The sequence below is a fragment of the Pseudomonas sp. MF09156 genome (genome assembly GCF_059862305.1).
Genome location: NZ_JCBCUR010000004.1, coordinates 34,398 through 48,514, shown reverse-complemented (window position 1 = coordinate 48,514; position 14,117 = coordinate 34,398). Strand labels below are relative to the sequence as shown.

General features: G+C 60.5%; 11 protein-coding genes. 3 read left to right on the top strand and 8 right to left on the bottom strand.

Going from position 1 to position 14,117, the window contains the following annotated elements; all coding sequences use genetic code 11:
- The first annotated feature begins 100 nt into the window (after positions 1-100).
- Entirely contained in the window at positions 101-895 is a 795-nt protein-coding gene (locus tag AC19YY_RS11845) for a helix-turn-helix transcriptional regulator (protein ID WP_169951562.1), read from the top strand.
- 286 nt (positions 896-1,181) lie between these two features.
- Here the strand turns inward: AC19YY_RS11845 and AC19YY_RS11840 are convergent, their stop codons facing one another.
- From AC19YY_RS11840 to AC19YY_RS11825, 4 genes are read right to left on the bottom strand one after another with little or no spacing between them, the layout of a single operon-like run.
- Complete coding sequence (locus AC19YY_RS11840; RefSeq protein ID WP_169951560.1) at positions 1,182-2,261, bottom strand: polyamine ABC transporter substrate-binding protein; 1,080 nt, start codon at positions 2,259-2,261, stop codon at positions 1,182-1,184.
- Positions 2,262-2,321: 60 nt separating this feature from the next.
- On the bottom strand, positions 2,322-2,663 hold the full coding sequence (locus AC19YY_RS11835; protein ID WP_169951558.1) for a cupin domain-containing protein: 342 nt from the start codon (positions 2,661-2,663) through the stop codon (positions 2,322-2,324).
- A gap of 27 nt (positions 2,664-2,690) precedes the next feature.
- On the bottom strand, positions 2,691-4,097 hold the full coding sequence (locus tag AC19YY_RS11830) for an NAD(P)/FAD-dependent oxidoreductase (RefSeq protein ID WP_170041434.1): 1,407 nt from the start codon (positions 4,095-4,097) through the stop codon (positions 2,691-2,693).
- Between the two features lie 49 nt (positions 4,098-4,146).
- Positions 4,147-4,971, bottom strand: coding sequence for a helix-turn-helix domain-containing protein (locus tag AC19YY_RS11825; protein WP_169951553.1), 825 nt, complete (start codon positions 4,969-4,971; stop codon positions 4,147-4,149).
- A 257-nt stretch (positions 4,972-5,228) separates the two neighbouring features.
- Here AC19YY_RS11825 and AC19YY_RS11820 point away from each other — a divergent pair, with 257 nt between their 5' ends.
- Positions 5,229-5,501 carry a DUF1652 domain-containing protein gene (locus AC19YY_RS11820; protein ID WP_169951551.1) on the top strand — a complete coding sequence of 91 codons (273 nt, stop codon included), beginning with the start codon at positions 5,229-5,231 and terminating at the stop codon, positions 5,499-5,501.
- 46 nt (positions 5,502-5,547) lie between these two features.
- On the opposite strand, the gene AC19YY_RS11815 is transcribed toward AC19YY_RS11820, so the two are convergent.
- Complete coding sequence (locus AC19YY_RS11815) at positions 5,548-8,001, bottom strand: UvrD-helicase domain-containing protein (protein ID WP_500604213.1); 2,454 nt, start codon at positions 7,999-8,001, stop codon at positions 5,548-5,550.
- 227 nt (positions 8,002-8,228) lie between these two features.
- On the opposite strand from AC19YY_RS11815, the gene AC19YY_RS11810 reads away from it, so the two are divergent.
- A complete protein-coding gene (locus AC19YY_RS11810; protein WP_500604212.1) occupies positions 8,229-8,924 on the top strand; it encodes a pirin family protein in 696 nt (231 codons plus the stop codon).
- 130 nt (positions 8,925-9,054) lie between these two features.
- On the opposite strand, the gene pgm is transcribed toward AC19YY_RS11810, so the two are convergent.
- The 3 genes from pgm to AC19YY_RS11795 form a co-directional block, all read right to left on the bottom strand.
- A complete protein-coding gene (pgm, locus tag AC19YY_RS11805) occupies positions 9,055-10,701 on the bottom strand; it encodes a phosphoglucomutase (alpha-D-glucose-1,6-bisphosphate-dependent) (RefSeq protein ID WP_500604211.1) in 1,647 nt (548 codons plus the stop codon).
- Between the two features lie 114 nt (positions 10,702-10,815).
- Entirely contained in the window at positions 10,816-12,216 is a 1,401-nt protein-coding gene (locus AC19YY_RS11800) for an aminotransferase-like domain-containing protein (protein ID WP_170041439.1), read from the bottom strand.
- 28 nt (positions 12,217-12,244) lie between these two features.
- Positions 12,245-13,654, bottom strand: coding sequence for a hypothetical protein (locus AC19YY_RS11795; RefSeq protein WP_262381361.1), 1,410 nt, complete (start codon positions 13,652-13,654; stop codon positions 12,245-12,247).
- Between the last annotated feature and the right edge of the window lie 463 nt (positions 13,655-14,117).

Below are 14,117 nucleotides of genomic sequence, written 5' to 3'. Positions count from 1 at the left end.
GTGCCGGCGCCCGCCAATTCCCCTATTGGAGTACTCCCCTTGACGGGCTCGTGCAAAAGCCGAACCCTTGGCCGATCTTTCAGCCATCGGAACCCATCACATGAGCCTGTTCAGGGAAATCGGCATGCATGCGGGCCTGGGTCGCACCGTGTCGCAAATTGGCACCGAGCGTTTCTGGAAGCAACTGGTGTTGCTGCTGCACCAGAACCTGGCCTTCGATAACGCCCTGGCGATCTTCTACCCGATGGATGGGCCGCCCCAGGCGCTGGAGGAATACGACGCGCAGCCCACCAGCAAGCCGGCGTCGATGCTGGTGTACCTCAATGGCTTGTACTTGCTCGACCCGTTCTTCCAGGCCTGCCGCGAAGGTTACGCCAGTGGCGTGTATCGCCTCGAAGAGGTGGCACCGGACCATTTCCGCCAGAGTGAGTACTTCCTCAATTACTTTCACGACAACGTGCTGGAGGATGAGGTGCAATTCATCCTGCAACTGCCCGGGGTGGGCACCTTGTCGTTGTCGTTGGGGATGCAGCGCGTGTTTACCGCCACGGAAACCGGGCTACTGACGCTGCTGGCGGCGTGGGTGCTGCCCTTGATGCAGCAACATTGGCAGCAGAGCACCCAGCGCGCACCGGCCGGCGCGGCCATGGCCAGCCAGATCCGCGATGCGTTGAGCCATTTTGGCAGTGGGGTGTTGTCCGAGCGCGAACTGGAAATCGCCCGCCTGGTATTGCGCGGGTTCTCGTCCAAGGCCATGGCCGAACGCCTGAGCATCTCGCCGGACACGGTCAAGGTGCATCGCCGCCACCTCTACGCCAAGCTGGATATCTCGTCGCAGCCGGAGCTGTTTTCGTTGTTTATCCAGTCGTTGGGGCATGACCTGGATAACCCATAGGGAGGCCATGTATCGACTGGTCCACCGCTATCGCAGCGATGCGGCGACCCGACAAGCCAGCTCCTACAGTTGGATGTGCAAAGTCCTGTGCCCAACCGAGATCTCGTGTAGGAGCGGGCTTGCCCGCGATGGCGGTGGGTCATGTAAGGATGTGTTGAATGGCCTACAGCTATCGCTGGCAAGCCAGCTCCTACAGTTGGTGTGTGGTGTGCAAAGTCCTGTGCCCAACCGAGATCTCGTGTAGGAGCGGGCTTGCCCGCGATAGCGGTAGATCAGTCACAGGTATCTAACGCCCGGTACGGATGGTGTTCCAGATCCGCGTACGAATGCGGTCGATCTTCATCGGCATGGCTTCAAGGGCGAATAGCTTGCCCATCATTTCTTCGCTCGGGTACACCTTGGTGTCGCTCTTGATCACCGGGTCTACCAGGCTGTCGGCGGCGCTGTTGCCGTTGGCGTAGTGCACGAAGTTGGTGATGTCGGCCATCACGTCCGGGCGCAGCAGGTAGTTCATGAAGGCATAGCCGGCCTTTTCATCCGGGGCGTCGGCGGGCATGGCGACCATGTCGAACCAGATCGCAGCGCCTTCCTTGGGAATGTTGTAGCCAATCTTCACGCCATTCTTGGCTTCCTTGGCGCGGCTTTCGGCCTGCAGCACGTCACCCGAGAAGCCAACCGCCACGCAGATGTCGCCGTTGGCCAGGTCGCCGGTGTATTTCGAGGAGTGGAAGTAGGCAATGTACGGCCGCACCTTGATCAGCAGCGCCTCGGCTTTTTTATAGTCCTCGGGGTTCTTGCTGTGATGGGGCAAGCCCAGGTAGTTCAGGGCGATCGGCAGCAGTTCCGGGCCGTTGTCGAGGATCGCCACCCCGCATTTGCTGAGTTTTTCCATGTATTGGGGCTTGAAGATCAAGTCCCAGGAGTCGACCGGCGCATCCTCGCCCAACACTGCCTTGACCTTGTCGATGTTGTAGCCGATGCCGGTGCTGCCCCACAGGTACGGGAAGCCATGCTCATTGCCCGGGTCGTTGGTTTGCAGGGCCTTGAGCAGCACCGGGTTGAGGTTTTTCCAGTTCGGCAACTGGCTCTTGTCGAGCTTTTTCAGGGCCCCGCCCTGGATCTGCCGGGCCATGAAGTGGTTGGACGGGAACACCACGTCATAGCCCGAGTTGCCGGTCATCAACTTGCCGTCCAGGGTCTCGTTGCTGTCGTACACGTCGTAGCTGAAACCGATCCCGGTTTCCTTCTGGAAGTTCTTGGTGGTGTCCGGCGCGATGTAGCTCGACCAGTTGTAGATTTTCACCGTTTCGGCGGCCTGGGTCAGGGAGGCCACTAACATCAAGGGCAACAGGGCAATGGGTCTCATGGTTCGATTTCCTGGCGGTTATAGGGCTGTTTTTATGGCAGGCGATCAAGGATCAAAAGATTAGAGGATCAATACATAGGTCTTGCGCACGGTCTCCTGGATATCCCAGATCCCCGTGCTGTTGGCCGGCAACATCAGTGCATCGCCGGCTTCGATATGCAGGGTTTCGCCGTCATCGGGGGTGAACGTGCAGCGGCCCTGGATAAAGTGGCAGAACTCCTGCGCCACGATCTGGCGCCGCCAGCGGCCCGGGGTGCATTCCCAGATGCCGGTTTCGACGCCATCATTGCGTTCCACACTGAGGGTGGAGGCCACGGCGACCGGGGTGCCCAGGGGCACGGCGACCGGACTTGAGTCCGGCAGGTGGCGGTTTAGTGTGTCTTTGAACTGGGTAATGCTCATGGTCATACCTGTGGTGAATGAAGCGACTTAGTGCATGAAACCTTCCATGAAGCCGGCCATCCCGCTGGCCAGCTTGCGCCGCCAGGGTGCGGTGTTCGGGTCGGCGAGGGTCTGGTCCTCATGGACAAAGCTGCGGATGATGGCGTTGTAGCCCAGCCAGCGGCATGGCTCCGGCTCCCAGCCCTTGAGCGCCGTCAGGCCGCCATCACGCAGCACCCACGGCTGCCGGACCAGCGGCGTGTCACGCCCCAGGATCAGGTCGGCCAGGGTCCGCCCGCCCAGGTTGCTGGCGCCCACGCCCTCCCCGCCATACCCGCCGGACAAGGCGATGCCGCTCTGCTGGTCGCACAGCATGTGCGGCCGAAAGCGCCGCGACATACCGAGGTTGCCGCCCCAGGAGTGGGTCACGCGCACGTGCTTGAGTTGCGGAAACAGCTCGCAGAACAGGTAGCGACGCAGTTCCACTTCGCTGTCGGTGAGGTCGAAGTTGTGGCGCAGCTTGCCGGCAAACTGATAGCCGCCGCGGGCACCGAATACCAAGCGGTTATCGGCGGTGCGCTGGCCGTAAGTGACCTGGCGGCTGCTTTCACCAAAGGCCTGGCCCTGGTTCAGGCCGATTTCTTCCCAGGTACTGGCCGGCAGCGGTTCGGTCGCCACGATCAGGCTCTGCACCGGCAGTTGATAGCGCCCCAGGGGCTTGAGCGTCGGCGCATAGCCTTCTACCGCCGGCACCACCCACGAGGCCCGGACCTGGGCTTTGTCGGTGCGCAGGCTGCCGGACTGCCAATGGGTGACCGGGCTGTTTTCGTAGATCGCCACGCCCATGGCCTCGACCACCCGCGCCAACCCGCGCACCAGCTTGGCTGGGTGGATCGTCGCCACATGGGGCGTGTAGACCGCGCCATAGGCCGAGGCAATGCGGATCTGCCCGGCCAGTTGCTCGGGGCTGAGCCAGCGGTAGTCATCGTCGGTCAGGCCTTGGCCGTGGAGCTTGGCCAGGTATTCGCGCAGGCTGGCTTCCTGCTCGGGGTAACGGGCGGCGCAGTGCAGGGCCCCGCCCTTGCGGTAGTCGCAGTCGATGCCTTCGCGCTGCAACACCTGCCCGACTTCATCGGGGATGCCGTGCAGCAGATCAAACGAGGCCCGGCGCTGCTCGGCAGGCAACCCCGCCAGCAAGCGGTCTTCGCCCAGGAGGTTGCCCATCAGCCAACCGCCGTTGCGCCCGGAGGCTCCGAAGCCCGCGGTCTGTGCCTCGACGATCACCACCTTGAGCTGCGGTGCATGGCGCTTGAGGTAATAAGCGGTCCACAACCCGGTGTAGCCGGCGCCAATAATGGCCACATCGACATCCAGGTCCTGCCCGAGGGACGCACGCGCCTCCAGCGGCTCTTGCAGCTGGTCCATCCATAAACTGATCTTGCGCCATGCCGGCATGCTGAAACTCCACCACCAAACGTCGATGGCGTGATCCTAGTGCCTGGCTTCAGTCGTCGTCTTGCGCGCGTGCACGCAGGGAAATTTGTTTGACGTAGGCCTTGGGCGACAGGCCCGTGTGCTGGCGGAAACAGCTGTAGAACGCCGACAACGAGTTGAAACCGGCGGCAAATGCCAGTTCATCGATGCGGATCGGCGGCGTGGCGCCATCCAGCGCCGCCAGTAAATGTTGCAGGCGGGCCTGGTTGACGTAGCGGTAGAAGCTCTGCCCCAGCACCTGGTTGAGCAGGTAGGAAATCTGGTTGCGGCTGTAGCCACATTCCTTGGCCACCCGTTGCAGGTCCAGTTCGGGGTCGAGATAGGGTTGCTGGCGCTGGAAGTACTGCTGCAAATCGTTGGCCAGGTAGCTCAGTTGCTGGGGCGACAGGCCCAGGCGGCTGACGGTCGGCCGTGTGGCCTGGGACTGGGAACGGCTGGTGGCGGGCTCGTGCACCAGGGACGCGTATTCGTTGACGCGCCAGATCAGCCCGTCGCGCACGGTAATCGCCTCACTGGTGCGAAACGACACCAGGCCCTGGCCACCGCGCAAGGTCACGCGATACTGGATAAATGCGGTATCGCCGTCGGTGCGGATGCGATCGGTGTGCTCAATCGCCTCGTCGGGGTCGCGCGGCATGCTGGCTTGCAGGTACTCACGCAACTGGTCGAAGCACACTACGCGGTTCTGGAAGAAGTCGTGGTACTGGATATCCGGGTGATAGTGCGCCATTACCCCGTCCAGGTCGCGGTGCTTCCAGCACAAGTGATGGCGCAATACCACGTCGGCAGTCGCTTGGGTCTGTTGCGGGCAATCGGCCGGGACGGTCTGTGGCATACAACACTCGAAAACGGCTAAAGCCTGGAGCTTGCACAACTTTACCGGGTGCTTCAATGGCCAAGTGACAGTTTTAAGTAATGGCCTTTTGCCTAAGCATTTGTAAGACATGACCCACGTCAAACTTCTCGCAAGGAAGCGCCGAACGGACAGAAAAAACCCCGGTACTTATTGCCAGTGAGTGCTATTTTTTAAGCTTCACCGTCAGGACTATTGATGGACCTGACGCCCTTGCCGCGAGCTAAAGGAAGTGCTCAATGAACAAGGTTGGCAACATGAACAAAGTGACGTTCCCCAATGCATGCCAGTTGATGCGCTGGCACTTTCACCCGGTTGGCTTTGAAGGCAGCATGGACGCGCCTGGCAGCATGATCGCGCGATTGTTTGACCGAGAGAGTGGCGAAACCCTGATTGCCATCGCCGGCATTCCTTGCGCCACGGTGATGAACGCCACGGATGTGGAGCGGATTATCGAGGCAATCGAGGCTGAGCTGGACTCGTTTGTGCGCCCGCAACTGCGGCAGGCCTGAACTGCGTAGGGGCTGTTTCGCTTCGCGAGGCAGCTCCTACAGGGATCTAACGGCGGCGGTCATCGAAGAACGCCTTGCTCCCCACCACCCGATCCGACGCCTTCGGCGCATTCGTGCCCTGGCCATCCTGCCCTTCGACATACCAATAGCAATGGCTCACCGCCCGGGTAATCCCGACATAGGCCAGGCGCAGCACCTCGTCTTTTTGCGCATTGTCATAGGGCTCGGCATCACCGTCCTTGCCCAGGCCGGCCATACGGTACACCTGGTTCTTGTACGGCGAGCGGGTCAGGTGCTGGCAATCGCCGAGCAGAAACACCGCATCCGCCTGTAGGCCCTTGGCGCTGTGGTAGGTCAGTTGCTTGAGGCGGCGCATGGCGGGAGGCAAGCTAGAATCAAGATTAACTACAGATTGAATATGCTCTTGAATCAATAGTTTATCGCTACTTTTTCGATACAACATCAATACCGATTCGCCACGCTGATAGTGCGCCAGCAACTGCTGGGCCAAGGCTGCCTCGTCGCGATCAAGCACCTGTACCGGCACCAATGCCCGATCTACGCCGCTGGCCTTGGCCTTTTTGCCGCTGATCGCCGGTGCGGCTTTAACGATGTGTTCGGCCGCATCGATGATGTGCTGGTGACTACGAAAGTTCTCCCCGAGCATCACCCTAGTGGTGGCCGGTGACGGGAACTCCTTGTTGAACTCCATGAAGTATTTGGGCGAGCTGCCGCGCCAGCCATAGATCGACTGCCAGTCATCACCCACGCAGAGCAGCGAGGAATGCTGGGCACCGCGCCCCACATGCATCGCCGGCCCACGAGTGCGGATTTCGCGCAGGCTGGCGCGGATCCACGAGACGATCTGCGGCGAGACATCCTGGAATTCGTCGATCATCAAGTGCGACAGCGGGCGCAACAGCCCATCGTTGAGCAACTTGAGGTTTTCCGGGGTGTTCTCGCCAAACAGCGAAAACATGCGGTTATAGGTCATGATCGGCGGCGACTGGTCCAGCAGGTGATCTTCCAGGGCCTTCCAGAAAATACCCAGGGCCTCGAAGAAGCCGCGATCCGGGTCATCCTTGGCAAAGCTCATCTGGCCCACAGCCGTGGGCACGTCCAGGCCGAGGTTCTCGATAAACCCGGCGGCGGTGACGAAACAATCCAGCAGCGGCGCCGAAGCCAGTTCACCCTTGACCTTGTAATCAAACCCCGGCCCCGAGGTGGTATCTGCGGCCAGGCTACTCAACAGGCGCCTGGATGACTCGTAGCTATCTATCCATATCAATGGCTTACGACAGAAAGCTTGAAACAAGGTGCGCTTGACTGCCCATTCCGCGCGTACCGACAGCTTGGCCCCGGGGCGGGCAATCTGCGGGTTTTCCCGGGAGTCGAAACCCAGCATCACCCAGGCATCCAGTTCGGCGCAGTAGCCATGGCAATGGAACGACGCACCATTGATTTCAACGCTCTGGCGGTTTGGCTCGATGCCCTGGATCGGCCATGCGCCGGCGCGCAACCACAGGTCTTCGATCACATCGCACAGCTCTTCGTCGCGCTTGGCAGCCAACTCGGTGACCGCCACGCGTTTTTGCACATCCGGGTGGTCGCGCTCCAGCTCCTTGAGCTGCAGGGCGTGGCGGGCCATGGGCGTCATCAACTCGCGAAAGCGCGCATGCCGGCCATGGAGCCCGTGATAACAGGCGTTGAGTTGCTGGCGTTGGGCATCGTTGATGCGCAGGTCGAAGGGGTTGCTATCGGCCTCCTCGTCGTAAGTGCCGTGGTGCAGGTTCTCGAACGCCTGCAACCGCTCTAAGCCCGGCAGGCTGCGGACCATGGGCAGGATGCGCGAGTGAAAGGTGCGCACCACAGCCTGGGCTTCTTTCAAACCAAGGGGTTGGCCCCACAGCTGGAGAATCTGCATGAGCTTGTTTATGAAGTCCTTGCGCGATTCACGGGTGAAGGTCACCACGGTCATGGAGCTCAGCTCAAAGCCCAGGTAATGCGTCAGCAGCAGGATCCGCAGGACCAGCGACGTGGACTTGCCGGCACCGGCACCGGCAATCACCGAAGTGGATGGGGTGTCGCTGAAGATCATCTTCCACTGCGCTGCGCTGGGCTGCGCATGGGCCGGTAGCAGGCGCGCCACATCGGCCTTGATACGTTTTTTTAGCTCCGCGGTCAGTGGCAGGCGCCAATCGTCGAACAGGCTGTCGTCGACACCCGGGACGCGATGCTCATCGCTGCGATAGTCACGGATCAACAGGACCTGGCGCCCTTCCTCGATGCCATCGCGCCTGCCCTCCTGGTAGCCATACTCCACGCCCGCCTCATGCCCGCTGCGAAAACCGTCGGCCTGGCCATGCAGCCACGAAAAACGATGCTGGGCCCGCAGGCGCGTTAAACCATGGCCAAACAGCCGGGCAGCCAGGCGCTTGAATAGCGGCATTTGCGCCAGCGGGCGCAGTTCGGGGGGCAGATCGGGGGTGTGTTGCGGCACGCGGACTCCTGCGGGGGCTTGAGCGGACAGAGACGCTATGGTCGCCGGAAACCTCCGACAGTTCCAGCCAATTGCTTTGGCTTCATGTGGTTAGGCGATGAAGTGAAGATCGGGTCGAGTTTTCGCGACCACAAACCAATCGAATAATTTGATTGAAATAAGGCATTTTTTACGCTTTTTATCGATGATGACCTGATAGAAGATAGGCCCATCAACAGGAGACGATCATGCTTGAACTTCGACCTTTTACCTCCCTGGGCGGTGCCAATCACGGTTGGCTGGATGCCCATCACCACTTTTCATTCGCTGAGTACCATGACCCTAAGCGTATGCACTGGGGCAACCTGCGGGTGTGGAACGACGACATCATCGCGCCCGGTACCGGTTTCCCCCAGCATCCGCACCGGGATATGGAAATCATCACCTATGTACGTGAAGGTGCCATCAGCCACGCGGACAACCTGGGCAACAAAGGCCGCACCGAGGCTGGCGACGTACAGGTAATGAGCGCTGGCACCGGGATAGCCCACAGTGAATACAACCTGGAAGCCACGGCAACCAAGATTTTCCAGATCTGGATCATTCCCAATGAAGCGGGTTTGCCCCCTTCCTGGGGTGCCAAGCCGTTTCCCAAGGGCGAGCGCGAAGGCTTCGTGACCTTGGCCAGTGGCAAGCACGGCGACAATGAAAGCCTGCGGATCCGTGCCGACGCGCGCCTGGTGGCGGCCAACCTGAAGGCCGGGGAAAGTGCCGAGTATCACCTGGATGCAGGACGCCGGGCGTATCTGGTGCCGGCCACTGGGGTGATCGATGTGAATGGCTTGCGAGCGCAGGCGCGTGACGGCGTTGCGGTAGAGGATGAACGCGTGCTGCGAGTGACCGCGCTCGAAGACAGCGAAGTGGTGCTGGTGGACCTGGCCTGATCCCAAGCCAGGCACTAAACAAATTGTGGGAGCGGGCTTGCCCGCGATGGCGTTGGGTCAGTCACCGATACATTGACTGATCCACCGCCATCGCGGGCACGCCCGCTCCCACATTTTTTACAACTGTGTGTCAGTTCGGGGTGATGGCGCCGTCCACCAACACCTGCGCCTCTTCCACCAGGCGCTTGAGGTGATCTTCGCCAATGAAACTCTCGGCATAGATCTTGTAGATATCCTCGGTGCCCGATGGCCGTGCGGCAAACCAGCCGTTTTCGGTCATGACTTTCAACCCGCCAATCGCCTGGTCGTTACCCGGCGCATGGCTGAGGATCTGCTGGATGCTTTCCCCGGCCAACTGCGTGGACGTGACCTGCGCCGGCGCCAGCTTGCCCAGTAGCGCCTTCTGCGCCGGCGTGGCCTTGGCATCCACACGAATGGCGAAGGGTTCGCCCAGGGCGTCGGTCAGGCCACGGTAGATCTGGCTTGGGTCCTGGCCTTTGCGCGAGGTCATTTCCGCGGCCAGCAAGGCCGGGATCAAGCCATCCTTGTCCGTGCTCCAGACAGTGCCATCCTTACGCAAAAACGAAGCCCCCGCGCTTTCTTCGCCGCCAAAGCCCAGCGAGCCTTCGAACAGGCCATCGGCAAACCACTTGAAGCCCACCGGCACTTCGTACAGGCGCCGGCCAATGCGCGCGGCCACGCGGTCGATCAAGCCACTGCTGACCACGGTCTTGCCAACGGCAGCATCAGCACGCCACTGGGGTCGGTTCTGGAACAGGTAGTCGATGGACACGGCCAGGTAGTTGTTCGGCGCCAACAGCCCGCCCGACGGGGTAACGATGCCGTGACGGTCGTGGTCCGGGTCGCAGGCAAATGCCACGTCGAAGCGGTCCTTGAGGCCGATCAGGCCTTGCATCGCATAGCTGGAGGATGGGTCCATGCGAATCTGGCCGTCCCAATCCACGCTCATGAAGCGGAAAGTCGGGTCGACTTCGGTGTTCACCACTTCCAGGTTCAAACGGTAGTGCTCGGCGATGGCCGACCAGTAGCGCACCCCGGCTCCGCCCAGCGGATCCACGCCCAGGCGCAGATCGGTACTGCGGATGGCGTCCATGTCGATCACATTGATCAGGTCGGCCACGTAGGTGTTGAGGTAGTCATGGCGGTGGGTGGTGTCGGCTTTCAACGCCTGCGCGTGGGTAATGCGCTTGACCCCGGCCAGTTTGGCCGCCAGCAGCTCGTTGGCCTTGGCCTCGATCCACTTGGTGACATGGGTATCGGCCGGGCCACCGTTGGGCGGGTTGTACTTATAGCCGCCGCTCTGGGGCGGGTTGTGGGACGGGGTGATGACAATGCCATCCGCCAGCCCGCTGGTGCGGCCACGGTTGTAGCAGATGATGGCGTGGGAAATCGCCGGGGTGGGTGTGTATTCATCGCCCTCGGCGAGCATTACATGCACGCCGTTGGCCGCCAGTACTTCCAGCGCACTGGCGCCCGCCGGGGTGGACAGCGCATGGGTATCGAGGCCGACAAACAGCGGGCCATTGATACCTTGCGCCTCGCGGTACAGGCAAATGGCCTGACTGATGGCGAGCACGTGCCATTCGTTGAAGCTCAAGTCAAAAGAGCTGCCACGGTGCCCGGAGGTACCAAATGCCACGCGCTGAGTGGAGATTGCTGCATCGGGCTGGCCGGTGTAATAGGCCGTTACCAGTCGCGGGATGTCCACCAGCAATTGAGCCGGTGCCGGTTTGCCCGCAAAAGGACTGAGAGTCATGCAAAAACCTCTGAAAAGAAGGATTCGGAAAAGGAATGCAGTTTACTGGGAGTTCGACCGCCATGCGACGGTATCTATCCCACAATAATTAGGGATATTTCCCGCAACACCAAATCATCCATTCTGCCCCTGCTTGAGTGCCCGCGCCAACTCTTCAAGGACCAGGTCCAGGCTATGGTGGGAGCTGAACACGTGACTCAAACGAAAGTGCTGCTGGTACAGGCCACTGACACTGAACAACTCACCAGGGGCGATCACCACCTGGCGCGCCAGCATGTTCTGGAATACCCGACGCATATCCACAGCCTCGGTCGAGCGCAACCAATAGGTGGCGCCTGCCTGGGGCTGGCGGTATGTCACGCGCTCGCCCAGATGCTGCTCCAGACGCTTGTGCATCGCTGCCGCGTGTTCCTTGAGCAGTGCGCGCAGCTCCAGCAAGTGCTGGTCCAGGCGGCCATTGTGGTCCAGCCGGGCAATCGCCCGCTGGCGAATGGACGACAAACGAAACGCGCGCAACAGGAACTGGCGCTGCAATTGCGTGCTCATGTGCCGCGACAGCAGGTAACCATAGGGCGCTTCCGGGCCCATGAGTTTCTCGAAGGTAGAAAACACCATCAGCCGCTCAGGATTCACCAGGTCCCGCAAGTAGCCGGCGCACGCCTCGAACTCCAAGCCGCCATGGATGTCGTTCTCCAGCAGCCAGCAGCCATGTTGCTCCAGCAACCCTGCCAGTTGCGCCTGCTCGGCCAGGGTCAAGGCTTTGCCGGTGGCCAGGCCGGGGGTCGAGGATAACAATGCCAGTTGCACGCCCTCGCTACGCAACTGCTGCTCCAGATACGCAAGGTCCAGCCGTCCCTGCTCGTTGCACGGCCACTCGATCACCCGCACCTCGGCGTCTTGCAGCAGCCGCAGCACGAGCCAGTCACACGGCGACTCCACCAGCACCGCCGCCCCTTTGAGGGCCAGGACTTCGATCAGGATGGCCAGCACGCCCCGCAGGTCAGCGCCGATATAGACGTCATCCGCTTGCCAGCATCGTGTAGGCGAACGGGTGTAGCGCGCCGCCAAAGCCGCACGCAGCTCCCAGATACCACAGGGCTGGGAATAGGGCTGCAACTGGCGCGGGTACTGGCGCACCAGCTCACGCTCCAATTGCAGCAATGGGCCGTCCAAGGACAGCAGTTGCGCCGGCTCATCGGCACTGAGCACCAACATCCCCGGCCTGCGCGCCCCGGCATACAGGCGCTCGAGCAAATCACCGGCGGTGCAGCACGGGGTAGTGCTGGCAATGGGCAAGGCGTAGTAACCGGACTTGGCCACCGAGTACACCCTGCCCTCCTTTTCCAGCAGTGAATAAGCGTATTGAATGGTGGAAATCGACACGCTCAAACGCTCGGCCAGGTGTCGCAACGACGGCAGCTTGACCCTCGCCTCACCGCCCACTTCATTGATCAGGTTGATCATGTAGCGATACACGGCCTGATAGGCGAAGTCTGCCTGTTTGTCCTCACTCATGACGTTTTCTGCCGTCGCACACCCACCTTCAGCGTCCTGGCACGCCGTGCGGCCCTGTGACCGGCTCCTCGCTGTTGATACAGGCGGCATTGGCCGCCACATCGTTGCGGTACAAATGCTGCAACAACGCCAGCGGCAAACCGCTGGTATCGACAATCCAATGCTGGATCAATTCGGCCGACGCCTTGCCCTCCAGGGCTTTGTGCAGTTCGGGCAGCGCCACCAGCATGCCGGGGTGGCAGCGGCGCAAGAACGCTTCCAGCCGCTGGCCTTGTTGGATAAACGGTGAAAACAACAGGCAGACCAATTGGCTTTCTTCCAGGCCAAAAAACTCACGCGCATAGGTCGTCGCCAGCATGCGCCCGTCCGGAGTACCGGCTTGGGCAATCAGCAGTTCGGGGATTCTTTTGCGACGCATAAAACCGATGGCCTGTTCGATAAACCCCCTGACGCCCTGCTGATAGTCAATGCCCAGCAACACTTCGGCGTGCAGGCCATGCATGTGCGCCATCATCAATGGGTTGGCGTAGGCCGGGGTGCTGAACTGAAAGGCAAACTCATCTTGCTTGTAACCCATGAAATCGTTGAGCAATGCGGTGCAGTCCAGCTCCCCGGTGCATAACAGGTCGGCGACGCCGATGTAGGCCAGGTGGCGATGCACTTCCTTGGAAGATGCATCCTGTGCTGCATAGTGTTCGCCATACACATCGCGGTAATAGCCAACGCTGCAATCGTCCATGCGAGTAAACAGGGCGGTGAGCGCCAGGGGCCGGCCAGAGTGACCTTTCATGCCCGCCGCGCGGGTAGTCTTGACCAGCCACGCCAGGTATTGGTTTTGCTTGCGCGGCGAATCACTGCTGACCAGGGCGTGTACCCCACCGTCCCAGGCGGTAATGCGCCGATAGAAATCCCCCAGGGACAAGTAGCCGTCGTTACACAGGCTGGTGCGAATATCCCCGCAACTCCTATGCCCGACCATCAACATATTGCGCCGGCCGATATCCTGCCCAGTTGTCGAAGCCGGACGCAGGTGGTTGAAGGGCAAGACCTCCTGGTTTTCCACCATCATCAGCTCGACCCGGGGGTCGTCGTGGAAAAACAATGCGCTGTAGCCACGATGAATGCTGTCCAGCGCAGCTTGCGTCATTCCCGTATGCCGCAGGGTTGCGACGCGCAACTGGAAACTCCTCGGCGCCCGGCCGGCGATGGTCAATTGGGCGGCACGCAGGAAGGCCAATGCATAACTGCTGCCTCTGCCGCCCCCATGGGCGACCAATACTTTGTAGTCACCGATCTGTTCGATGCCGCCTGCCGCCACAATCAACCGCTGAATCAATAATTGAAGTGCAGTTCGCTCCGCTCGCGAGAAGTAGCCCTGTAAGCGTTGCAATACTTGCTGGTAAACATAATTCATGGCTTGTTCGTGAATAGCGCTCATAGCTTTACTACCTGAAGTTAACTGTCAGTTCCGGGCAAGCAGTTAGGCGTGCCTGTCCGTCCTGCGGTTTGCTTGGAGTTGACGCCTGTTGCGACTAAGGCTGATAGCTAAATGTTAGCACCGCACAACAAAGCGCCAGTCGGAACATCCCTGCGAAGATGCCATCAGCTGTTGAAGAAAGCCCCTACACCGGCCTGTTGGCCAGCCTAGGAACGGTCTTACAGCTTCCTAGTGGAATTTAACTCAGACAATCAAGAATGGTCTGACATATACAGCGCAGGGAAACTACCGGATTTAGTTCGCACTCTATCTACCGACCAACATCCTTTGCCCGGCATACAAGGCGACTTACTAGTTACAGCGAACCGCTGTTGTGATTTGTTTTCTGCAATCATTGCTCAGTCCTTGAGATGAAAGTGACCGGGCAATTATCAGCGCTTGCTTGATGATTAAAAGATACAGA

Bases quoted from the DNA above. Each gene is read 5' to 3' on its own strand.
- pgm (WP_500604211.1), bottom strand. From the start codon at position 10,701: ATGACTCTCAGTCCTTTTGCGGGCAAACCGGCACCGGCTCAATTGCTG.
- AC19YY_RS11795 (WP_262381361.1), bottom strand. From the start codon at position 13,654: ATGAGCGCTATTCACGAACAAGCCATGAATTATGTTTACCAGCAAGTA.
- AC19YY_RS11810 (WP_500604212.1), top strand. From the start codon at position 8,229: ATGCTTGAACTTCGACCTTTTACCTCCCTGGGCGGTGCCAATCACGGT.
- AC19YY_RS11825 (WP_169951553.1), bottom strand. From the start codon at position 4,971: ATGCCACAGACCGTCCCGGCCGATTGCCCGCAACAGACCCAAGCGACT.
- AC19YY_RS11820 (WP_169951551.1), top strand. From the start codon at position 5,229: ATGAACAAGGTTGGCAACATGAACAAAGTGACGTTCCCCAATGCATGC.
- AC19YY_RS11845 (WP_169951562.1), top strand. From the start codon at position 101: ATGAGCCTGTTCAGGGAAATCGGCATGCATGCGGGCCTGGGTCGCACC.
- AC19YY_RS11800 (WP_170041439.1), bottom strand. From the start codon at position 12,216: ATGAGTGAGGACAAACAGGCAGACTTCGCCTATCAGGCCGTGTATCGC.
- AC19YY_RS11840 (WP_169951560.1), bottom strand. From the start codon at position 2,261: ATGAGACCCATTGCCCTGTTGCCCTTGATGTTAGTGGCCTCCCTGACC.
- AC19YY_RS11830 (WP_170041434.1), bottom strand. From the start codon at position 4,097: ATGCCGGCATGGCGCAAGATCAGTTTATGGATGGACCAGCTGCAAGAG.
- AC19YY_RS11835 (WP_169951558.1), bottom strand. From the start codon at position 2,663: ATGAGCATTACCCAGTTCAAAGACACACTAAACCGCCACCTGCCGGAC.